Below are 21,575 nucleotides of genomic sequence, written 5' to 3'. Positions count from 1 at the left end.
CCATCCGATCCGTTAGGTTAGTCTTACCTAAGTCGGATCGGGGAAAGGACAGGCACGTTGGCGAGGGGCTGCGAGCATCCGGCGGGATGCCACACAGGGGAGGTGCCCACGCTGGCGAGTGCCACCGTGGGAGCCAGGCTGTGGCTGCTCATCGAATACACCGGAGCCTGGCCTTCGCGCCTGGAAACGCTCGAACTTCCGGGAAAAATCTCAGAACTCGTCCGCCGGGCGCTCGAACGCGGTATCCGGCCCCAGCTGATCCGCCGTCCCGGGAGGCGAACCCGCCCGCAGGAGCAGGGGATCCGTGTGCTAGTGGCCTACGCGGCGGGGCCGAACCCCTGGCTGGCCTCGGGTGTCGTCGCAGGTCCCGACGATCTTGACCTGGACGCGCTGGTGGCGGGAGTGGTCCCGGAGTCCTGCATACTTGAAGACGAGCCGGTATTTCTGGTCTGCACGCACGCCAAGCGCAATGTGTGCTGCGCCCGCATTGGACTACCCCTCGCTCGGTCACTGGCGGAAAACCTGCCGGACAGAGTATGGGAAACGTCACACGTTGGCGGCGATCGGTACGCCGCCAACCTCGTGTGCTTGCCACACGGAATTTTCTACGGCAGCATGTCTCAGGCTGCTGCGTTGGCAGCGGCTAACGCGTACCGGTCGGGCGAGGTCATTCTCGACCGCTACCGGGGACGCGCAGGCATCCCTGAGCCATTGCAGGCCGTCGAGCACTTCGCCCGAGCCCATACGGGAGAGTGCTCCGTCGGCGCGGTGGCCGTGGAATCCTCCAGGACGGACGGCGACGTCACCGAAGCCATTGTGCGCATCGGCGACGTCCGGCTCCAGGTTGTGGTCGAGCCATCGGCGTTCACGGCGCCGTGTGGCACCGCTTCGGCTTGCGCCGAGACGATCACCACCTACCGGCTGGTTTCGCTGGACAGGCTCACGCCTGTGCGGTACGCCACGCCCGCTCTCGCCTGAGCAGGGAACATCACGGCCCTACGTTGCGTTGGAACAGTGACGCCAAAAGCGTCCAATGCGGCTCAATTACCGAAATACCTCTCACGAAGGTGGTTTTCTCATGTCTCAGGTACGTCGGCAGCTCGCCCGCCCGCGCCCCAGCTGGGGTTGGCAGGATGATGCCGCGTGCCGGGGTGAGGACCTCGTGCTCTTCTTCGGCCCCGACGGGGAGCGGCAGCCCGAGCGTGACGTACGAGAGCGGAAGGCCAAGGCGATCTGCGCCCAGTGCCCTGTCCGCAACGAGTGCCTTGATTACGCGCTCTCCCGGCCGGAGAAGTACGGCACGTGGGGCGGTCTCAACGAGGACGAGCGGGCGAGCGAGCGTCGCCGTCGCATGCGCCGCGCGGCCAGCGCCGGCATCTCCGCCGCCTGACACACCCGGCAGCGTCACCATCGCGTGATCACGCAGTTGTCCCGATGAACCAGAGCCTGGCCAGCCAAGCGCAGGCTCTGGCGAACCCGGTCGGGACAACTGCCTGATCAGGCGACCACAGTCAGAAACCCCCGGCTCTACCGGGGGTGGCACATGAAACGGACCGCGGGCGCCAGCCGCGGTCCGAAGTCATTTCCAGGGTCGTTCCCGGGCTCATTCATGGGGTCGTCGCCCCGGGCTTCGGCTCGCCACGGGTCGAGCGGGGCGTGCCGCTAGGGTGCCTGACATGTCGGCATCTGATACCGCACCAGTGACCGCGGACGACCTGGACGAGATCGTGCGTCTGGCCGTCGCGGTCCTCGCGGACACCACCGAGCCCGCCTGGAACGCCAAGGCGGGCGACCTCGAATGGACCTGCTGGGAGACCGCCGAGCACCTGGCCGACGACCTGTTCGCCTACGCCGTCCAGCTCGGCCTCACCACGGGGCCGCTGGACGTCTACATCCCCTTCGCCGCCCAGAGCCGCCGCTCCGGCGGGCCGCGCAACTCCGTGCACGCCGACCGGGCCTCGGGCGTCAGCGGGCTGATGCAGGTGCTGCAGTCGAGCGGCGCGCTGCTGAGCGCGATGGTGCGCACGGCGCCTCCACACGCGCGCGCCCACCACGTCTTCGGGCCGGCGGACGCTGAGTCCTCGGCCGCGATGGGCCTGGTGGAGACCCTGGTGCACACCCACGACCTGGCTCAGGGCCTGGGGCTCGGCTGGAATCCGCCCGGAGAGATCTGCGCGCGGGTGCTGAACCGGCTCTTCCCCGATGCCCCGCGCGACACCGAGCCATGGGCCACGCTGCTGTGGGCCACGGGCCGCGCCGAACTTCCCGGACGTCCGCGCCTGACACGGTGGCGCTGGCACAACGAACCGCCGTCACAGACTCCGTGACCGAAACCCGTCGCCGATACGACCGTAACCAGCGACGGCGTGGCCGCGTCAGACGATGAGGTCGTCGAACTCCCCGTCCTTGGCCCCCAGGACGAACGCGGTGATTTCCGCCTGGGTGTAGACCAGGGCGGGCCCTTCGGGGAAGCGTGAGTTGCGCATGGCGATCTCCCCGGTGGGCAGGTTCGCGACCTCGACGCAGTTCCCGTTCGGATTGCTCCGCTTGCTCTTGCGCCAGACGACGGGAAGGCGGCCGGCGGACGTTCCGTTGTGGAACTCATGCATGGGGACGGCTCCTCGCGATCTTACGGATGCACGTGCATCCGCGTTTGCGAGCTGACAATACGGCAGCACGAAGAACTCCATATACCGGACGACCAAAAATCACGGTATGGAGTGGATCACAGGGATATACGGGAACTCATCCAGAGATGAGCCGCTCCAGGAAGCGCCTGGTCGCCTTCGGCTCCTCCGCCTGGATGCTGAGCCGGTCCATGACCTCCATGTACTGGTCGGAGTCGGCGGGTTTGTCCAGGTAGAGGGCGCTGGTGAGCTGCTCCATGTAGACGACGTCGGGCAGCTCCCGCTCGGGGAAGCGCAGGATGCTGAACGGCCCGCCGGCCGCCGCGTGACCGCCGCGGTCGAACGGCATGATCTGCACCGTGATGTTCCGCTCGGCCGTCAGGTCGAGCAGGTGGGCGATCTGCCCGCGCATCGTCTCCGGGCCGCCCAGGGTGCGGCGCACGACGGCCTCGTCGATCACCGCCCAGATCGTCAGGCCGCTCTCCAGCCGCTTCTGCCGCGTCGTGCGCAGCGTCACCCGGCGGTCCAGCTCGGCCCTGGACGCCTTCTCGTGGGCCAGCTCGATCACCGCCCTGGCGTAGGCGGGGGTCTGCAGCAGGCCGGGGACGAACTGGTTCTCGTACGTACGGATGCTGGACGCGGCCCCCTCCAGACCGATGTAGACCTCGAACCAGGAGGGCAGCAGGTCGCCGTACTGGTGCCACCAGCCAGGGGCGTTGGCCTGCTTGGCCAGGGCGAGCAGAGGCTCGCGCTCGGCCGGGTCGGTGACGCCGTAGAGGGTCAGCAGGTCGGCCACGTCGCGCTGCTTGAAGCTGACCTGGCCGAGCTCCAGCCGGCTGATCTTTGCGTGAGATGCGCGAATCGAGTATCCGGCGTCCTCGCGCGAGATACCCTGCTCCGTACGGAGCCTGCGCAGTTGGGTCCCGAGCAGGATCCGCAGCACTGTCGGGCTTCCCGGCGAATGGCGGAGAAGCTGCCCTTCCGCGCTCTGTGCGCTCACTGCACCGCTCCTAGGTCATCTGCACGTGCAGATGCGATTCGCATCCGTAAACTATGAAAAGTCTTGCATCGGTAAGCGCTCCCCGTAAAGATGGGCATTGGATCACCAGACCGCGCTTCGGGGGCCAGGATGACGACTTTCGACGCTCGGCCGCAAGCCGCCACCGGCACCCGGCCACCAGGATGGCTGTCGCCCATTCTGGTGGAAGGACGCGCCGGGGAGTGTGATGCCGTCTTCCCCTTCCACCAGCGCACCGCTCTCGAACCCGCCTGCGTGGCCATGGCGCGGCGCTTCGTCGACCAGACGCTCGGCTCCTGGGGCGCGCTCGACCTGGCCTTCGACACCCAGCTGGTGGTCTCCGAGCTGGTGACCAACGCGATGCGGCACGGCGGCGGCGCCGCGCAGTTACGGCTGGTCTCGCACGAGGCGCAGCTCGCGTGCGTGGTGACCGACCGCAGCCGGACCGTCCCCGTGACCTCGGCGCCCGACGTGTTCTCCGAGTACGGGCGCGGGCTGCGGCTCGTGGACGCCCTCTGCACGACGTGGGGGTGGCTCTCCCCCGGCGGCTCGCACAAGGTCGTCTGGGCCGTCATCGCCGGCTGACCGGCACGAGAAGGCCCAGCCCCGGGAGCCCAGTCCCGAAAAGCCTCCTTCCCGGCCAGGCTCGGTCCGGGAAACCTCCGTCGCGGGAGCCTCAGCCCCTGTCCAGCAGGCGCAGGACGTCGGCGTCGGTGAGCTGTTCGAAGTGCTCGTACCACTGGCCGACCGCCCTGAAGTCGATCGGCGTGAGCAGCACCACCACCTCGTCGGCCTCCGCGCGCAGCGACTCGACGGTGTCCGTGGCCCCGACGGGGACAGCCAGCGTCACCTTCGCCGGCCGGGCCCTGGCGACCGCCCGCAGCGCCGCCCGCGCGGTGCTGCCCGTGGCCAGGCCGTCGTCCACCACGATCACCTCCCGGCCTTCGAGCGGGGGCAGCGGCCGATCGCCGCGATAGGCGCGGACCCGGCGGGCCAGCTCGCGCCGTTCGTGCTCCACCACGTGCGCCACGGACTCGGGCGTCAGGCCCAGGCGGTTCAGCAGCGTCAGGTCGAACACCGGCTCGCCGCCCTCGGCTATCGCCCCGACGCCCAGCTCGGGCGTCGGGGGATAGCCGATCTTCCTGGTCACCAGCACGTCGAGCGGCGCGCCGAGGGCCCGCGCGATGGGCGCGGCCACCGCCACGCCCCCGCGCGGCAGGGCCAGGATCACGGGGTCGTGCGCGTCCTGCAGCCGTTCGGCCAGCAGGGCCCCCGCTTCGGCCCGGTCCGCGAAGTACTCCATGACCTGTGCTTACCCGCTGACGGCCGCTCCTCGCCTCCGCTCATTCCCGCGATCGGCGATGCCTTTCACGGGCGCCACAGCGAGCCACAGCGAGCCACAGCGAGCCACAGCGAGCCACAGCGAGCCACAGGGAGCCACAGGGAGCCACAGGGAGCAGGCTACGGGCGGTTGCGGCCCGAGCGGCGCATCTCCTTGGTGATCACCTTCCACTTGTTCTGCTGCTCCTTGCGCAGTCGCGCGTCGGTCCTTGAGGCCATCCAGGCGGCCTCCCGCTGGAGCTTGCGCCAGCTCTCCAGCCGCCGCTCCGGCAGCTCGCCGCTCTCCAGGGCGGCCAGCACCGCGCAGCCGGGCTCGCCGTTGTGGCCGCAGTCGCCGAACCTGCACCGCTCGGCCAGCGCCTCGATGTCGGCGAAGACGAGGTCGACCCCCTGGCCGATGTCGTAGAGGCCCACCCGGCGGATGCCGGGCGTGTCGATGATCAGCCCGCCGCCGGGCAGCGGGATCAGCTCCCTGTGCACGGTGGTGTGCCGGCCGCGCCCGTCGGCCGCGCGTACGTGCTGGGTCTCCATGACGCCGTCGCCGGCCAGCGCGTTGACGAGAGTGGACTTGCCCGCGCCCGACGGGCCCAGGATGACGGCGGTGCGCGAGCCGCCGAGGTAGGAGGCGGCCAGCTCGACGCCGTCGCCGTGCAGCGAGGAGACGGCGTGCACGTCGACACCGGGCGCGGCGACGCGGACGTCGTCGAGCAGGCCGTCGAGGCCGTCTTCGAACAGGTCGGACTTGGTGATGAGCACGACGGGCGTGCCGCCGGACTCCCAGGCCAGGGCGACCAGGCGCTCGATGCGGCCGAGGTCGGCGAAGTCGGTCGAGTGCATCGACGGCTCGGCCACGAAGACGACGTCGACGTTGGCCGCGAGCACCTGGCCCTGGCCGTCGCCCGACAGGCCCCCGACGGAGTCGCGGCTGACGCCGCCCCGGACGAAGGCGGTGCTCCTCGGCAGGACCTCGTCGAGCTCGTAGCGGCCCTCGGGGAGCCATCGGAGCGCGACCCAGTCGCCGACGCACGGCAGTGCGACCGGGTCGGCGGCGGAGGCGCGGCGCACGCGGGCGCCGTATTTGGCGTGATGCTGGCCGTCAGCGGCGATCACCTCGGCGGCGCCGCGGTCGATGCGGGCCACGCGGGCGGGGACGGTTTCGGCCGGCAGCTCGGCGGCGCGCAGGTCGCTCCAGCCGAGCAGGGAAAGGTCGTGAGACAACGCGATGAACCTTTGTTTCGAGAAGGAAGAGGAAAAGGGCTGCTCAGGTGAGCGCCCGGAGGTGGACTGACGGCACGCTGAAAACGGCGACCCGCATAGGTCCTCACCTCCTCGATCTCGAACTGTCGTCGGGGCGACTCTACGCAGACTGCCGCCACCGATGCAATCGCATTATCTTCCGCGATTCGTTGAACCGCCCCCTGGCCACTGGCCGTACCACCTCCCGACGGACTGAGAAAGGGGAATGATGCGAATAAGCACGTATCCCCCGCCCTCGGCCGAGGAAGCCGCCCCGATGGGGAAGCCGCGCCTACGCCACTGGATCCGGCGCGTGCGCCCGGATGACGAGGTGGTCGTGTCCGCGCTCTACCGGGAATATCACAGGCCGCTGCTGGCATTCGTGATCCGGCTGACCGCGGGCGATCGGCAGTGGGCGGAAGACGTGGTGCAGGAGACCATGATCAGAGCGTGGCGCAGTGCGGAGCGGCTCGACCCGGATTCTGTCTCGCTGATGCCCTGGCTCGCCACGGTCGCCAGACGTATCGTGATCGATGACCGGCGACGCCGGGATGCCCGGCCGCGGGAGTCGGGCGACGGAGCGCTGGAGAGCATGCCCGTGCCGGACGAGATGGAAGGACTGCTGCACCAGGTGGTCGTGTCCGAGGCGCTGAAGGCGTTGTCGCCGGCCCACCGCGAGATCCTCAACGAGACGATCCTGCGGGACCGGTCGGTCAACGACGCCGCCAAGGCGCTCGGCATCCCGGTGGGCACCGTGAAGTCCCGGGTTTACTACGCCGTACGCGCGTTGCGGATCGCACTTGAGGAGAGGGGGGTGACGGCGTGACTTCGAGAGTCGAGCACACGGATGTGGGGGCCTACGCGCTCGGATTGCTGGACGAGGACGACAGGCTGGCCTTCGAGGCCCACCTCCTCGGCTGCTCACAGTGCCGGTACGAACTGTCCGACCTGGCCGGCGTGGCCAACGTGCTGCACGGGATCGGACCCGTCCATGATCTCGGCCCCCCTACCGTTGACCTCCCCTCCGGCGGGGAGGACGACGTGGTCGGCCTGCTCCGGCGCAAGAAGGCGGCCGACAGGCGGACGCGCAGGGGGACGTTCGTGATCGGGATGGCGGCCGCGGTCACGCTGGTGGCGGGCGGCCTGACGATCGGCACGCAGCTCGACGCGGGAGAGGCGGCGCCGGTCGCGCAGGGTCACGGCGGCCACATGAGCACCGACATGGGCCCGGCCGAGCAGTTCTACACCGAGGGCCGCCCCATCGAGGGCAAGGGCGTCGACGGGGTGACGGGCGGGCTGGTCGTGGAGTCCAAGGGGTGGGGCACGCACGCGGCGCTCAAGCTGTCCGGAGTGAAGGGGCCGCTGGAGTGCGAGCTGATCTCCGTCGGCAAGTCGGGTGAGCGCCGGGTGATGACCGGGTGGTCCGTACCTCCAGCCGGGTACGGAGTGCCGGGATCGCCGACGCCGCTCTACATGCACGGCGGCAGCGCGACGCCGCTGAAGGACATCGACCACTTCGAGGTGGTCACCTCGGCAGGTAAGAAGTTGCTCACCGTCCAGGCCTGACCGGTTCACGGGAAGCCCTTCCACCGCTGGTGGGAGGGCTTTCTCGATTTATCGGGCGAATTCGCGAAATATGCGCGAGACGGGGTGAACCCGCCCCGCTCCGGGCGCGTACTGCCTGCCGTACTGACCGGAATATCAAAGTCCTTGACGAGGTGCCGTAATGTCCAAGCGAAGAATCCTGGTCCCCGCGCTGCTGGCGGCGGGAGCGCTCCTCGCCGGGCCGGTGAGCCCGGCGCAGGCCGCCGCCGACGACGTCTATCTCGCGGCCGGTCTGCGCGGCGCCGGCGAGGTCGGAACCCCTGGCGACGCGGACGGCGCCTCGACGGTCGTGCTCAGGATCAGCGGGAACCAGGTCACGTTCGCGGCCCGGTGGAACGGGATCGGCGTGCCCACCGCGGGCCGCGTGCACGCGGGCGCCAAGGGCACGGAAGGCGACGTCCGGCTCGACTTACTTCCCGGGTCACTGCCCGGCTCCGCGCTGGGCGTGACCGGCACCGTCACCGCCGCCGCCGACGTGGTCAGCGCGCTCGTCGAGAACCCCGGCGGCTTCTACGCCAACCTGTACGACGCCGCCCACCCCAAGGGCGCGGTACGCGGCCAGTTCCACCGGCTCAGCAGGCCGGTCGACCTCAACGGCGTCCTGCACGGCGGCGACCAGGCCACGCTCTCCGCCCGGACCGGGGGCGAGTCGGGCGGACAGGCCACCTGGTGGCTGCGTCCCGGCGGCTCCTCGATCGCCTACACCGTCACCTGGTCGGGCCTCGGCCGCATCACGGGCGGGCACCTGCACAAGGGCACGCCGGGGCGGCACGGCGCCGTGGCGGCGGAGCTGTTCACCGTTCCCCGTGGGCTGCCCGCGAACGTGACCGGCGTCACCGGGGAGACGCCGGTCGCCCCGAAGGTGGCCAAGCGCATCGCCGCGGGCCCCGGCGCGTACTACGCCGACCTGCGTACCGCCGAACTCGGCGACGGCGCGGCCCCGGGCCGGCTGTCGGGCGCGGCCTTCACCCATCCGCGCGGGTTCACCGCCGAGGTGCTGCGCGGCAGCCAGATCTACGCCTGCACGCAGCTTCCCGCGGGCGGCTTCGGCTTCACCCAGCTCGGCGTGACGGCCCAGCTCCGGCGCGGCATCGACCACTCGTTCGTCACGCCCGCCTCCGGGCCGCCGCAGTGGGTCGCCCCCGACGGCAGCGCGGTGCGCGGTGCGGTGTTCTCCAGGACGCCGAACGGTGCGCACATCCCGGAGCTCGTCCTCGACGCCACGCAGGCGGGCGCGGGCACCGGGCTGCTGGCCCAGGCCACGCAGATCCTGCGGCTGAACACCACGGGCGGCGTCGCCCCGGCCGGCGCGTGCGAGCCGGGCGCCGAGGTGAGCGTCCCGTACGGGGCCGACTACGTCTTCCTCGGCTGAGGCGAGACGAGACGAGACGAGGCCGAGCTAGGGAGAGCAGAGCGAGGCCGTAGGGGGACGGTTCTGTCCCGTCCCCCGAACGGCCGTTCCGGCCGATCCGGCCTGGTCAGCCGGTCGGCCGCCGCGACGGGGTACTCCGGCCACCCCGGTCGCGACCAGCGCCCCGCCGCACACAGGAGCCCGTGCGGCGGGGCGCTCCGCCGCATCCGGCCGGAGTCCGCAAAGCCCGCTCCTCACACCCGGCCGGAGCCCCGGCACCGGGTCACACCAGGGCGGAGGCGTCCGAGACCGGGAAGAGGCAGGCGGCCGTGTGGCCGGGGTCCTCCTGGGCGGCCAGCGGCGGCCGGGTGTGCGCGCACTCGTCGCGGGCGGCCGGGCACCGCGTGCGGAAGCTGCACCCGGACGGCGGGTCGGCGGGCGACGGCGGGTCGCCCCTGAGCACGATGCGCCGCCGCGTCCGCTCCACCTTCGGGTCGGCGACGGGCGCCGCCGACAGCAGGCTGTGCGTGTACGGATGCCGCGGCGCGGTGAACAGCGTCTCGGTGTCGGCCAGCTCGACGATCCGGCCCAGGTTCATGACGGCGACGCGGGTGGCGATCTGCCGCATGATCGACAGGTCGTGGGAGACGAACAGGTACGTCAGCCCCCGTTCGGCCTGCAGCCGCTTCATCAGATTGATGATCTGCGCCTGGATGGAGACGTCGAGCGCGCTGACCGGCTCGTCGCAGATGACCAGTTTCGGCTCCAGCGCGAGGGCTCTGGCGATGCCGATGCGCTGCCGCTGCCCGCCGGAGAACTCGTGCGGGAACCGGTCCTGGCTGCCCGCCTCCAGCCCGACGGCGTCGAGCAGTTCGGCCACGCGGTCGCGGGCGGCGGCCGAGCGGCGGCGCACCCGGCCGTGGGTGATCAGGGGCTCGGCGACGATGTCGCCCACGCGCATGCGGGGGTTCAGGCTGGCGTACGGGTCCTGGAGGACGACCTGCATGTCCTCGCGCACGGACAGCAGCTCCCGCTGCCGCAGCCCGAGCAGCTCCTTGCCGTCGAACCAGATCTCGCCCCCGCTGGCCTCCACCAGCCGCAGGATGAGCCGGGTCAGCGTGGTCTTGCCGCAGCCCGACTCACCGACCAGCCCGAGCGTCTCGCCGGGGCGCACGTCGAACGAGACGTCGTCCACGGCGACCACCCCCGAGCGGAACTCCTTGCGTACGCCGCGCAACGACAGCAGCGGCTGCTCGGCCATCAGAGACTCCCTTCCAGCAGGCAGGCGGCGCTGTGTCCCGGCGCGCGCTCGGTCAGCGGCGGCACCGTCGCGGAGCACTCGGGCATGGCCAGCGCGCACCGGGGATGGAACGCGCAGCCGCCCGGCGGCGAGAACAGATTCGGCGGGCTGCCGGGGATCGGGTCGAGCGCGGCGCCGCCGGGGACGTCGGAGCGGGGCATGGACCGCAGCAGCGCCCTCGTGTACGGCATCCTGGGCGCCGCGAACACCTCGTCCACGGCGGCCAGCTCGACCGGGCGCCCCCCGTACATGACCAGGACCCGGTCCGCGCAGCGGGCCACCACGCCGAGGTCGTGCGTGATGAGCACGATCGCCATCCCGAAGCGTTCCTGCAGCCCGGCGAGCAGCTCCATGATCTGCGCCTGGACGGTCACGTCGAGCGCGGTCGTGGGCTCGTCGGCGATCAGCACCTTGGGCCGGCAGGCCAGCGCGATGGCGATCATCACGCGCTGCCGCATGCCGCCGGAGAACTGGTGCGGGTACTCCCCCGCCCGCTGCTCGGGGTTGGGGATGCCGACCTCGCGCAGCGCCTGGACGGCCTGGGCGCGGGCCTGCGACCTGGACAGGCCCTGGTGCAGGCGGAGGGATTCGGCGATCTGCGCCCCGACCGTCTTGAGCGGGTTGAGGCTGGTCATCGGGTCCTGGAAGACCATGGCGATCTCGTTGCCGCGGATCGCGCGCATCTCCCGTTCCGACAGCTTCAGCAGGTCACGGCCGCCCGACAGGATCTCGCCGCCGGTGTAGTGGCAGGGCGGGGTGGGGTGCAGGCGCAGGATCGACAGGGCGGTCGCGGTCTTGCCGCTGCCCGACTCGCCGACGACGGCCAGGGTCTCGCCCGCCTTGACCGACAGGGACACGCCGTTGACCGGTTTGACCGTGCCGGCGTCCAGGCGGAACTCGACGTGCAGGTCGTTGATCTCCAGCACGCTGCTCATGCGATCGCCTCCGGGCTCGGGCGGGCGGTGCCGGTCATACGAGGCCCTCCCTGAAGATGCGCAGCAGCTCGGCCGGGTCGGCCTGGACGGTGCCGGCCGGCGGGCGGGCCGCCTGGGCGAGGGCGGAGGGCTGCTTGAGCGCGCCGCCCGTCACCACGCTGACCACCGTGTCGCTCTCCGACACCCAGCCCTGGGCGCGGGCGCGCAGCAGGGCGGCGGTGGAGGCGGCGGCGGACGGCTCGGCCAGGACGCCCTCCTCGCCGAGCAGCCGCATGGCCTCGAACAGGTCGTTGTCGTCCACGGCGACCACCCGGCCGCCGGATTCGTAGACGGCGCGCAGCACGCGCGAGCCGCCCTGGATGGGGGCGTCACCGGCGATGCTCTGGGCCACGGTCTTGTTGGCGTCACCGTGGCGTCCCGCGACCGGCTTGCCCTCGGCGAAGGCGCGCACGAGCGGGGCCGAGGCGGCCGGCTGGACGCCGACCATCTTCGGCAGCCGGTCGATCAGGCCCAGTTCGCGCAGCTCGCGAAAGCCCTTCCAGGCGCCGTAGAGGCCGCCGCCGGTGCCGACGGGGTGCACCATCACGTCGGGCGCGCGCCAGCCGAGCGCCTCGCAGATCTCGTACGCGTACGTCTTCATCCCCTCGTGCCGCACCGGGTTGATGAAGTTGACGAAGCAGTAGAAACCCGCCTCCGACAGGGCGCTCACCCCGGCGAAGATCTCCAGGCTTGAGCGGTAACGCAGCCGCAGCACACGGGCGCCGCTGAGGCTGATGGCGGCGATCTTGGACTCGTTGGCCACGTCCTCGACCAGGACCGTGGCCTCGATACCGGCTCTGGCGGCGTACGCGGCGAAGGAGGCGCCGGCGTTGCCCGAGCTGTAGGTGAACGCCTGTTTGACGTCCAGCGCCCGGGCGAAGCCGACGGCGACGGAGAAGCCGCGGTCCTTGAAGCTGCCCGTGGGCATGAGGGTGTCGTTCTTGATCAGCAGGTTGGGCAGGCCCACGTGGCGGCCGAGCCTCCTGGTGGGCATCAGCGGGGTGTCACCCTCGCCCAGGTAGAGGGGCTCGGCGCCGCGCGGCAGCGGAAGCAGATCCGACCACCGCCACAGGCCGAGGTCACGGCGGGCGGCGGCCCGCTCCGTGATCCGGCGGGGGTCGGCGGGGCCGAGGTCGTAGCCGATCTCCAGCAGGCCCCCGCACGCCTCGCAGAGGAGGGCGGGCTTGTCCAGCGAGAAGGTGGCGTGGCAGTCGTCGCACTTGTAGTGGGTGGCGAGGTTCATCGATGGTATGCCTTCGGGTCGGCGACGTCGCGGAGCAGGTCGCCGGTGACGTTGATCGCGAGTGTGGTCATCATGATGGCAGCGCCGCTGAAGACCGCGATCCACCACGCCCCGCGCAGATAGAGCTGGCCGTCGGCGAGCATGCTGCCCCACGTCGGGACGCTGGGCGGCACGCCGAGTCCCAGATAGCTGAGCGACGCCTCCGCGACGATCATCGCGGCCACCTGGAGCGTGCCGATGGTGGCCAGGGGGGCGACGATGTTCGGCAGCAGGTGGCGCACCATGATCTGCGGGCCGGTGTCGCCGATCGCCCTGGCCGCGGTGACGAACTCGCGCTCCCTGAGCGAGAGCACCTCGGCGCGGACCACGCGGGCGTACGACACCCAGCCGGTCAGGCCGAGCACGAGGATCAGGAAGAGCAGGCTCGGGCCGAGCACCGCGATGATGGCCAGGGCCAGCAGGATCGAGGGGAAGGCGAGCTGCACGTCCGCCAGGCGCATGAAGACCTGCTCGCGCCAGCCCCGGTAGTAGCCGCTGACGACTCCGACGGCCGCGCCGACCACGCCCGACAGAAGCGTGGCGGCCAGGCCGACGAGGAGGGAGACGCGGGTGCCGTACATGACCCGGCTGAGCACGTCGCGGCCGAGCTTGTCGGTGCCGAGCAGGTAGCCGGGCTCGCTGCCGTCCATCCAGAACGGCGGGCGCAGCTTCAGCTGCAGGTTCTGCAGGTTGGGGTCGTGCGGCGCGATCAGCGGCGCGAAGATCCCGACGAGGACGACGAGCCCGATGATTCCCACGGCGACCTTGGCGGCGTGGTTGCGGCGCAGGGCGCGCAGGGTTGCGGTGAGCATCAGGACAGCCTCACGCGGGGGTCGAGCAGAGCATAGGACAGGTCCACGATGAGGTTCACGATGACGAACACGGCCGCCAGGAACAGCACCGTGGCCTGCATGAGCGGATAGTCGCGGTACGTGATCGCCTCGACGGTCAGCCGGCCGATGCCCGGCCAGGAGAAGACCTGCTCGGTGAGGATGGCCCCGCCGAGCAGGCTGCCGACCTCCAGGCCGACCACGGTGACGACCGGCAGCGAGGCGTTGCGCAGGCCGTGCGCGGTGACCGCCTTGAGGCCGGACAGGCCCTTGGCCCTGGCGGTGCGGATGTAGTCCTCGCCGAGCACGTCGATCAGCGACGAGCGCAGCAGCCTGGCGATCATCGCGGCCGAGTAGAGGCCGAGCGTGATCGCGGGCAGCACCAGGTGGGCCGGCGAGCCGGTGCCCGAGGCGGGCAGCCACTGCAGGTTCACCGCGAAGATCAGGATGAGCAGGATGCCGACCCAGAACGCCGGCGTGGACTGGCCGACCAGGACCGAGGCCATGACCGAGGTGTCGGTCGCGCTGCCCCTCCTGACCGCGGCCACGATCCCGGCCGGGATCGAGACGATCAGGGTGAACGCCATCGCGGCCACGGCCAGGTCGATCGTGAGCGGCAGGCGCTCCATGATGACCTCGAACGCGGGGCGGTGGAAGAACACCGACTGGCCGAAGTCCAGGCCGAGCAGGCCCGTCATGTACGAGACGTACTGGTCGAGCAGCGGCCGGTCGAAGCCCAGGCTCGCCCGCAGCGCGCGCTCCTGCTCGACGGTGGCCTCGGGCGGCAGCATCTGCTGCACCGGGTCGCCGGCCAGCCTGACGATGAAGAACGCCACCGTGGCCACGCAGAACAGCACGAGCAGGGTGTGGCCGACCCTCTTGCCGATGAAACCGATCATGAGGTGGCGAGTTTGGCGGTCGCCATGGCGAGGGTGCCGTTGGCGTTCGTCTTCCACTGGACCCGGTCGCTGACGGCGTACAGGATGCTCGCCTGATACAGGTAGAGGAACGGCGACTCCTCGATCATCAGCTTCTGCAGCGCGGTGAACGCCTCCTGCCGGGTGTCCGGGTCCACCGACTGCTCTTCGGTGTCGATGAGCTTGTCGGCCTGCGGGTTGTTCCAGCGGCTCTGGCGGCGGTCGTGGCGGACGAACGACTGCAGGTTGCTGGAGGCGTCCATGGTCCAGCCGGAGTTGCCGACGAAATACATCTCGCCCAGCGCCTTACGGTTGTCCGAAACCAGGCGGCCCTTGAACGTGGCCGGGTCGAGCAGCGACACCTCCGCCTTGACGCCGACCGCGGCGAGCTGGCCGGAGATGGCCTGCGCGATGTCCTTGTCGGCGGTGGAGGACGACAGCTTGAGGCTGAAGCCGCCGGAGTGTCCCGCCTCGGCCAGTAGGCTCTTGGCCTTGGCCACGTCGTGCTGGAACGGCCGCACGGAGGCGTCGAAGCCGAACGCCTGCTTCGGGATGAGTGTCGGGGTGCGCTCGGCGGCGCCGTTGAGCACCGACGTGATCAGGGTGTCCACGTCGAGGGCGTGGTTGAGCGCCTGGCGCACCCGCTTGTCCTTCAGCGGGCCCTCTTCTGTGTCGAGCGAGACGAAGAACGTGCGCACGCCCGGCGAGGTGACGACCTTGAACCCCGGCGCGTCACCGAGCTGCTGGGCGGCGTCGGGGGTCAGGCCGGTCACGATGTCCAGCTCGCCGGACTGCAGCGCGGCCAGCGACGACGACGGGTCCGGCATGACCTTGAAGGTGAGCTGCTCGACGGAGGGCTTGCCGTTCCAGTACTTCGGGTTCGCCTTGAGCGTGATCTGGCTGTCGCGCTGCCACTGCTCGAACGTGAACGGCCCGGTGCCGACCGGGTGTTCGGCGAAGACCTGGTCGCCCTTCTCCTTGATGTACTTCGGCGGCACGATCACCCCGCCGAACAGCGACAGCTTGGCCGGCAGGATCGGGTCGGGCTCCTTGGTGACCAGGTCCACGGTGTGGGTGTCGATCACCTTGGCGCCGGTGACCAGGCGCAGCTCCACGATCGGGGACTGCGTGGCGGGGTCGATGAGGCGCTCGATGCTGTAGGCCACGGCGGCGGCGTCGCACGGCTCGCCGTTGTGGAAGGTCACGTTCTTACGCAGGTGGAAGCGCCAGGTCTTGTCGTCCTTCGACTCCCACCGCTCGGCCAGTCCTCCGACCAGCTGGTCGCCGGTGTCCCTGACGGTGAGCGTGTCGAAGACGTTGATCAGCACGTTCATGGAGGGCAGGTCGCCCTGCTTGTGCGGATCGAGGGTGGTGGCATCCGCGGCCAGCGAGACCCGCAGCGCGGACGCGGCGGCGCCCTGGCCGCCGGTCGATGGCTTGGTGCTGGCGCAGGCTCCTAGGGAGAGCGCCGCCGCGGCGAGGCCGCCGAGCTTGAACAGATCCCGGCGGGTCGGCAATTCGCGGACGGACATGAATCCCGCCTCCCTTTCTTACGTTTCACATGGTGAAATCTCGTATCACGTGGTTGAATATGGCTCGTTTCGGTTATGTCCGTCAAGCCTTTTGGGTCAGGTGACAATGAACTCGGTGGAGAAGACCCTGGTCGTGCTGGGGGCACTGGCCGGCCACGACCAGCCGCGCCGCCTGGCCGACATCGCCCTGCGGACCGGCATCAACAAGACGACCGTGCACCGGATTCTGCAGATCTTCATCGCGCAGGGGTACGCCGTCTCGCACGGCGACGGCACCTACGCCTCGGGCCCGGCGATCCTCGCGCTGGCCGGGGCGGCGCTCACCGATCGCGACATGACCACGCTGGTCCGGCCGATCCTGGAGAACCTGCAGCGCAACACCACGCACACGGTGCACTTCGCGATCCGCAGCGGCTCGTCGGCCGTCTACCTGGCCAAGGTGGAGTCGCAGCAGCCGTACCGGATGGCCTCGCGGGTCGGGACGCAGATCGCGCTGCACTGCACGGCGATCGGCAAGGCGATCCTGGCGCACCTGCCCGAGGAGCAGGTGCGCGCCGTGCTGGCGGCCACCGCGCCGCTGATCAGCAACACGCCGAAGACGATCGTCGAGCCCGAGCTGCTGATGGCCGAACTGGAGGAGGTGCGCCGGCGCGGGTACGCGGTCGACGACGAGGAGAACGAGACCAACGTGCGGTGCGTCGGGGCGGTCGTCCACGACGCGGCCGGCACGGCGGTGGGCGCGGTCAGCGTGGCGGGGCTGACCCTCAACCTGAACGAGGACGACGTGCCGCTGCTCGGCCCGCTGGTGGTGGCCGCCGCCGCCCGGGTCTCGGCGGCGCTGGGGAGGAACACATGACGGTGCCGCATTCGGCGAGGTGGGTTTTGACGCGGGCGAGAGAGGAGCGCGCGTTCTCGGGGGCCGCGTGGGCGTGGGGCCGTTCGGCCGGCCCGGTCGAGCTCGGCACCCTCGGCACGCTGAGCTGGGACGGCGACCCGGTCGGCACGGACACCCTGTGGGACCTCGCCTCGGTCACCAAACCGATCGTCGGCCTGGCGGTCATGGCGCTGGTGGAGTCGGGCGAGCTGACCCTGGACGACCGGATCGCCCACCACCTGCCGCGTTACGCGGGCACCGACAAGGCGGACATCACCGTGTCCGAGCTGCTCACCCACACCTCCCGCATCCCAGGTCAGCAGCCCCTCTACCGCCGCTTCCCGACGCGGGAGAAGCTGCTGGACGCCCTCGTGGACCTGCCGCTCCGCCCGGAGCCGGGGATGGAGTACAGCTCCCAGGGCTTCATGATCCTCGGGCTGATCGCGGAGAGCGCCTCGGGAACGTCCCTGGACCGGCTCGTACGCGACCGGATCACCGCGCCGCTGGCCATGGACGCCACGACCTTCGTGCTCCCCGAGCCGGACCGGGCCAGGGCGGCGGCCACCGAGGACTGCCCGTGGCGCGGCCGGGTCGTCCAGGGCACGGTGCACGACGAGAACGCCGAGGTGCTCGGCGGCGTGGCCGGTCACGCGGGCATGTTCGGCACGGTGTCCGACCTGGCCCGGCTGGGCCGCTGGCTGTGCCGGGGCGGCGGCGGCCCGCTCGCGCCGCGCACGCTGAGCGTGATGACCGGCACCCGGCTGCTCGGCCGCACGCTGGCCTGGCAGGCGCACGAGCCGCCGCTGAGCAGCGGCGGCGACCTGCTCACCGCGGCGGCTTACGGGCACAACGGCTTCACGGGGACGAGCCTGTGGGTGGACCCTGAGCTGGACTTCTTCGCGGTGCTGCTGACCAACCGGGTGCACCCGACGCGCGACTCGGACGCGATCGGCCGCATCCGCAGAACCTTCCACAACGCCGCCGTCACGGAGGCGCTGTCATGACCCGGAACGCGTCCGAGGATCTGGCGAACACACCCGTGCGCGTGATCGGCTCCCCGACTCCGGCCCGCCTGACGGTCTCCGGCGGAACCGCACGACTGAACCCTGAACCGAATGACGCCCCGGCAGCCGAAGAGGCCGGGGAACTGTGGGCGGGACCCGGATGGGTGGACCTTCATGCCCACGTCTACGACGCGATGACCGAGATCAGCCTGCCACCCGACCGAGTGGGCCTCGACGCGGGCGTGCACGTGCTGGCCGACGCGGGCAGCGCCGGGCAGGCGACCATCGACGGCCTGGTCCGCTACGTCCTGCCCACGGCCAGGACCCGGGTGCGGGCCTGGCTGAACATCGGCTCCCACGGCCTGGTCCACCTGCGGGAGACCGCCGACCCGTCGTTCGTCGACGTGGACGCCACCCTGGCCGCCATCGAGCGGCACCGGGACGTGGTGTGCGGGGTGAAGGTGCGTTCCAGCGGCCTGATCGTGGGCGCGATGGGCCTGCAGCCGCTCCAGCTCGGCCGCCTGGTCGCCAGGGAGGCGGGCCTGCCGCTGCTGGTCCACGTGGGCGAGGCGCCGCCGCTGATCGACGACGTGCTCGACCTGCTGGACACCGGCGACGTGGTCACCCACTGCTACCACGGCAAGACCGGCACGCCATGGACGGCGGGCGGCGCCCCGGCCCCGTCGCTGGCCCGCGCGCTGGACCGGGGCGTGCTGATGGACGTGGGTCACGGGGCGGCCAGCTTCAGCTTCGAGGTGGCGTCCCGCGCGCTCGCGGCCGGCTTCCCACCGCACACGATCAGCACGGACGTCCACGTCCGCAACATCAGCGGCCCGGTACACGACCTGGCCACCACGATCACGAAGCTGATGGCCTGCGGAATGCCCCTGGAGGAAGCGATCGACGCGGTCACACGACGACCACGCGAAATCCTCCGAATGCCGGAACCGTGGCTAGCCCCCGACGGCACGATCCACCACGCGACGCTCTTCCACGTCACCACCACGGCCCCGAAGAACCGCGTCTACAGGGACGCCAAGGGCGACACCCTGACCCCGAAACAGCACATCATCCCGGTGGCCACCATCAAAAACGGCACCATCACCAGGACGAGCGGCTGAACAACCGTCGGCGGGCAGAGAGAACCGCCGTCACGGCCAACGTCGCGCCGTGACGGCGGCCGACCACGTGCGGGTCAGAGGCCGTCACCCTGGAGGCCCTCAACCCCGTGCGGCGGGCGGCGCCAAGCCGGCACCGCCGTAACCTATAAAGATTGTGGCTTTTAAAGGCCGGGAGCAGGGAACTGCGCAGTGAGCTCGCTCACCTCGTGGTGGACACGGGCAATAACAGACTCAGCATCACCCTTGGCGAGCGCGGTGACGACCTCGTCCATCCAGGCGCCGATCTGGCGCATCTCGGCCTCGCCCATGCCGCGCGACGTCACCGACGGCGTGCCGATGCGGATGCCGGACGGGTCGAACGGCTTGCGCGTGTCGAACGGCACCGTGTTGTAGTTGGTCTCCAGGCCCGCGCGGTCGAGCGCCTGGGCGGCGGGCTTGCCGCCGATGCCCTTGGGCGTGAGGTCGAGCAGGATGAGGTGGTTGTCGGTGCCGCCGGAGACCAGGTCGAACCCGCGCGAGGCGAGCTCGTCTGCCAGGGTCTTGGCGTTGGCGACCACCTGGTGGGCGTAGTCGCGGAACGACGGCTGGGCGGCCTCGTGCAGCGCGACCGCGATGGCGGCGGTGGTGTGGTTGTGCGGGCCGCCCTGGAGGCCGGGGAAGACGGCCTTCCTGAGCGCGGTGGCGTGCTCGTCGCTGGTGGCCATGAGCATGGCGCCGCGCGGGCCGCGCAGCGTCTTGTGCGTGGTCGTGGAGATCACGTCGGCGTGGCCGACCGGCGACGGGTGGGCGCCGCCCGCGACCAGGCCGGCGATGTGGGCGATGTCGGCGGCCAGTACGGCGCCGACCTCGCGGGCGATCGAGGCGAAGCCCTCGAAGTCGATCGTGCGCGGGATGGCGGTGCCGCCGCAGAAGATCAGCTTGGGCCGGTGCTCCAGCGCCAGCTGCCGGACCTCGTCGAGGTCGATGCGGCCGGTGTCCTTGCGCACGCCGTAGCGGACCGGGTTGAACCACTTGCCGGTGGCCGAGACGGACCAGCCGTGGGTGAGGTGGCCGCCGAACGGCAGGCCCATGCCCATGACGGTGTCGCCGGGCTCCAGGAAGGCCATGTAGACGGCGAGGTTGGCGGGCGAGCCGGAGTAGGGCTGCACGTTGGCGTGGTTGACGCCGAACAGGGCCTTGGCCCGCTCGATGGCCACGGTCTCGATCTGGTCGATGACCTGCTGGCCCTCGTAGTAACGCTTGCCCGCGTAGCCCTCGGAGTATTTGTTGGTCAGCACGGTGCCGGTGGCCTCGAGCACGGCCTTCGACACGTAGTTCTCGGACGCGATCAGCTTGACGGTGTCGGACTGACGACGCTCTTCCGCCTTGATGAGCTCGGCGATCTGCGGGTCGACGCTAGCGAGAGAACTCATGACTCTCCTGTCATCGTTGACGAATTGCGAAGACCCAGGCGCACGGCCTCCGCTCCTTTCGCTCCCCGGTGGTCGATCCCACCCAATGCGCCAGTCGCGTCACGCCTAGACGATAGCGGATGCGGGCAGGCGCTCATCGCCTCGTGATCAGGAGCGGCGCCCTATTTGGCGCGGCCCACGCCGGGCCAGAGCCGGTCGACCTCCGCGTTCAATATCGCCCCGATGAGCACGGCCAGCGCGGTGATGTAGAGCCACAGCAGCAGTGCGATCGGCGCCGCCAGCGACCCGTACACCGAGACGGGCGAGAACCAGGCGGCCAGCACCGCGCGCAGCACCGCCGCGCACAGGATCCACAGGAACAGCGCCAGGATGGCCCCGGGCAGCTCGCGGTACCACTTGGTGCGCACCGGCACGCTCACGTGGTAGAGCACGGTGAGGAAGAGCACCGAGCCGATGATGACGACCGGCCAGTAGAGCAGGTCGATGAGGATGCCGTAGTCGGCAGGCAGGGCGTCCTTGATCAGGGTCGGGCCGACGACGAGGATCGGCATGACGATGATCCCGATGATCAGCCCGATGACGTAGAGGCCGAAGGACATCAGCCGGGTGCGGATGATGCCGCGCTCCTCCCCCAGCCCGTAGGCGACGGAGATGAGGTCGACGTAGACGTAGAGCGCCCTGGAGCCGGACCAGAGCGACAGCAGGAAGCCCAGCGAGATGATCGACACCTTGCCGGCGTCGTCGCTCAGCACGTCGGTGATGAGCGGGTTGATCACCTTGTTGAGCGCGTCGTCGGTGAACAGCAGCCCGGCCTGCTCGATCACCCAGCTCTTCACCTGAGTGACGACCGTGGGGCCCAGCCAGGTGCCGAGCTTGCCCAGCACGCCGATCAGGCCCAGCACGAACGGCGGCAGCGACAGCAGCGCGAAGAACGCGGCCTCACCGGCCAGGCCGGTCACCCGGTAGGTGACGCCGGCGTTGGTGGACGCGCGCACGATCGCCCACGACTTGGTGTCGAGCACCCAGTTGAGCCGCGCGCGGGCATGGGAGACCAGGCCGCGCTTGGGCCGGGCAGGCGCATCGGTGGACGTCATGGCACCCAACGGTTATTCGCAGTGACTCTTCGGCACAGCTTACGTCCCCCGCGCCAC

22 protein-coding genes and 1 riboswitch are annotated in these 21,575 nt (G+C 70.5%); of the genes, 10 read left to right on the top strand and 12 right to left on the bottom strand.

Features of this window, described 5'->3' with window-relative positions:
• Positions 1–102: 102 nt before the first annotated feature.
• From AB0C27_RS17040 to AB0C27_RS17030, 3 genes are all read left to right on the top strand, one after another.
• Positions 103–978, top strand: coding sequence for a sucrase ferredoxin (locus tag AB0C27_RS17040; RefSeq protein ID WP_357844454.1), 876 nt, complete (start codon positions 103–105; stop codon positions 976–978).
• Between the two features lie 100 nt (positions 979–1,078).
• Complete coding sequence (locus AB0C27_RS17035) at positions 1,079–1,390, top strand: WhiB family transcriptional regulator (protein ID WP_080036407.1); 312 nt, start codon at positions 1,079–1,081, stop codon at positions 1,388–1,390.
• A 286-nt stretch (positions 1,391–1,676) separates the two neighbouring features.
• On the top strand, positions 1,677–2,327 hold the full coding sequence (locus AB0C27_RS17030; RefSeq protein ID WP_357844451.1) for a maleylpyruvate isomerase N-terminal domain-containing protein: 651 nt from the start codon (positions 1,677–1,679) through the stop codon (positions 2,325–2,327).
• A gap of 48 nt (positions 2,328–2,375) precedes the next feature.
• Here the strand turns inward: AB0C27_RS17030 and AB0C27_RS17025 are convergent, their stop codons facing one another.
• Positions 2,376–2,609 (bottom strand): DUF397 domain-containing protein, encoded by a 234-nt coding sequence (locus AB0C27_RS17025; RefSeq protein ID WP_106234268.1) that lies wholly within the window; start codon positions 2,607–2,609, stop codon positions 2,376–2,378.
• Positions 2,610–2,745: 136 nt separating this feature from the next.
• Positions 2,746–3,627: a helix-turn-helix transcriptional regulator gene (locus AB0C27_RS17020; protein ID WP_357844447.1), complete on the bottom strand. Its 882-nt coding sequence runs from the start codon at positions 3,625–3,627 to the stop codon at positions 2,746–2,748.
• A 129-nt stretch (positions 3,628–3,756) separates the two neighbouring features.
• Here AB0C27_RS17020 and AB0C27_RS17015 point away from each other — a divergent pair, with 129 nt between their 5' ends.
• Positions 3,757–4,230 carry an ATP-binding protein gene (locus AB0C27_RS17015; RefSeq protein WP_357844444.1) on the top strand — a complete coding sequence of 158 codons (474 nt, stop codon included), beginning with the start codon at positions 3,757–3,759 and terminating at the stop codon, positions 4,228–4,230.
• 91 nt (positions 4,231–4,321) lie between these two features.
• Here AB0C27_RS17015 and AB0C27_RS17010 read toward each other — a convergent pair whose 3' ends face one another.
• Together AB0C27_RS17010 and rsgA are read right to left on the bottom strand one after the other, a co-directional pair.
• Complete coding sequence (locus tag AB0C27_RS17010) at positions 4,322–4,948, bottom strand: phosphoribosyltransferase family protein (RefSeq protein WP_357844441.1); 627 nt, start codon at positions 4,946–4,948, stop codon at positions 4,322–4,324.
• Positions 4,949–5,106: 158 nt separating this feature from the next.
• Positions 5,107–6,204: a ribosome small subunit-dependent GTPase A gene (gene rsgA, locus AB0C27_RS17005; protein WP_357844438.1), complete on the bottom strand. Its 1,098-nt coding sequence runs from the start codon at positions 6,202–6,204 to the stop codon at positions 5,107–5,109.
• 295 nt (positions 6,205–6,499) lie between these two features.
• Between rsgA and AB0C27_RS17000 the strand changes: the two genes are divergently transcribed.
• The 3 genes from AB0C27_RS17000 (at position 6,500) to AB0C27_RS16990 (ending at position 9,199) form a co-directional block, all read left to right on the top strand.
• Complete coding sequence (locus AB0C27_RS17000; protein ID WP_357844435.1) at positions 6,500–7,048, top strand: sigma-70 family RNA polymerase sigma factor; 549 nt, start codon at positions 6,500–6,502, stop codon at positions 7,046–7,048.
• Positions 7,045–7,788, top strand: coding sequence for a zf-HC2 domain-containing protein (locus AB0C27_RS16995; RefSeq protein ID WP_357844432.1), 744 nt, complete (start codon positions 7,045–7,047; stop codon positions 7,786–7,788). Before AB0C27_RS17000 ends, AB0C27_RS16995 begins: the two co-directional genes overlap by 4 nt.
• A gap of 160 nt (positions 7,789–7,948) precedes the next feature.
• Positions 7,949–9,199, top strand: a complete 1,251-nt coding sequence (locus tag AB0C27_RS16990; RefSeq protein ID WP_357844429.1) for a CHRD domain-containing protein — start codon at positions 7,949–7,951, stop codon at positions 9,197–9,199.
• A 262-nt stretch (positions 9,200–9,461) separates the two neighbouring features.
• On the opposite strand, the gene AB0C27_RS16985 is transcribed toward AB0C27_RS16990, so the two are convergent.
• From AB0C27_RS16985 to AB0C27_RS16960, 6 genes are read right to left on the bottom strand one after another with little or no spacing between them, the layout of a single operon-like run.
• Positions 9,462–10,439, bottom strand: a complete 978-nt coding sequence (locus AB0C27_RS16985) for an oligopeptide/dipeptide ABC transporter ATP-binding protein (protein ID WP_357844426.1) — start codon at positions 10,437–10,439, stop codon at positions 9,462–9,464.
• Positions 10,439–11,413 carry an ABC transporter ATP-binding protein gene (locus tag AB0C27_RS16980; protein ID WP_357844423.1) on the bottom strand — a complete coding sequence of 325 codons (975 nt, stop codon included), beginning with the start codon at positions 11,411–11,413 and terminating at the stop codon, positions 10,439–10,441. Before AB0C27_RS16980 ends, AB0C27_RS16985 begins: the two co-directional genes overlap by 1 nt.
• A gap of 34 nt (positions 11,414–11,447) precedes the next feature.
• Positions 11,448–12,695, bottom strand: coding sequence for a threonine synthase (locus AB0C27_RS16975; protein ID WP_357844420.1), 1,248 nt, complete (start codon positions 12,693–12,695; stop codon positions 11,448–11,450).
• A complete protein-coding gene (locus AB0C27_RS16970; RefSeq protein WP_357844417.1) occupies positions 12,692–13,546 on the bottom strand; it encodes an ABC transporter permease in 855 nt (284 codons plus the stop codon). The genes AB0C27_RS16975 and AB0C27_RS16970 overlap by 4 nt, the downstream gene beginning before the upstream one ends.
• Complete coding sequence (locus AB0C27_RS16965; protein ID WP_357844415.1) at positions 13,546–14,463, bottom strand: ABC transporter permease; 918 nt, start codon at positions 14,461–14,463, stop codon at positions 13,546–13,548. Before AB0C27_RS16965 ends, AB0C27_RS16970 begins: the two co-directional genes overlap by 1 nt.
• A complete protein-coding gene (locus AB0C27_RS16960) occupies positions 14,460–16,013 on the bottom strand; it encodes an ABC transporter substrate-binding protein (protein ID WP_357844412.1) in 1,554 nt (517 codons plus the stop codon). The genes AB0C27_RS16965 and AB0C27_RS16960 overlap by 4 nt, the downstream gene beginning before the upstream one ends.
• A 115-nt stretch (positions 16,014–16,128) precedes the next feature.
• Here AB0C27_RS16960 and AB0C27_RS16955 point away from each other — a divergent pair, with 115 nt between their 5' ends.
• The 3 genes from AB0C27_RS16955 to AB0C27_RS16945 all read left to right on the top strand — a co-directional run bounded on the left by AB0C27_RS16955 (position 16,129) and on the right by AB0C27_RS16945 (position 19,012).
• On the top strand, positions 16,129–16,869 hold the full coding sequence (locus AB0C27_RS16955; protein ID WP_357844409.1) for an IclR family transcriptional regulator: 741 nt from the start codon (positions 16,129–16,131) through the stop codon (positions 16,867–16,869).
• Between the two features lie 26 nt (positions 16,870–16,895).
• Positions 16,896–17,891, top strand: coding sequence for a serine hydrolase domain-containing protein (locus tag AB0C27_RS16950; protein WP_357844406.1), 996 nt, complete (start codon positions 16,896–16,898; stop codon positions 17,889–17,891).
• A gap of 164 nt (positions 17,892–18,055) precedes the next feature.
• A complete protein-coding gene (locus AB0C27_RS16945; RefSeq protein WP_357844403.1) occupies positions 18,056–19,012 on the top strand; it encodes a hypothetical protein in 957 nt (318 codons plus the stop codon).
• Between the two features lie 161 nt (positions 19,013–19,173).
• Here AB0C27_RS16945 and glyA read toward each other — a convergent pair whose 3' ends face one another.
• Positions 19,174–20,424 (bottom strand): serine hydroxymethyltransferase, encoded by a 1,251-nt coding sequence (glyA, locus tag AB0C27_RS16940; RefSeq protein ID WP_357844400.1) that lies wholly within the window; start codon positions 20,422–20,424, stop codon positions 19,174–19,176.
• A gap of 25 nt (positions 20,425–20,449) precedes the next feature.
• Positions 20,450–20,532, bottom strand: a riboswitch (ZMP/ZTP riboswitch).
• Between the two features lie 53 nt (positions 20,533–20,585).
• Positions 20,586–21,518 (bottom strand): YihY/virulence factor BrkB family protein, encoded by a 933-nt coding sequence (locus AB0C27_RS16935; protein ID WP_357844397.1) that lies wholly within the window; start codon positions 21,516–21,518, stop codon positions 20,586–20,588.
• Positions 21,519–21,575: the final 57 nt, after the last annotated feature.

Source organism: Nonomuraea sp. NPDC048882, from assembly GCF_040649755.1.
GTDB classification, from domain to species: domain Bacteria; phylum Actinomycetota; class Actinomycetes; order Streptosporangiales; family Streptosporangiaceae; genus Nonomuraea; species Nonomuraea maheshkhaliensis.
This window is presented reverse-complemented; position numbering and strand designations above follow the sequence as displayed.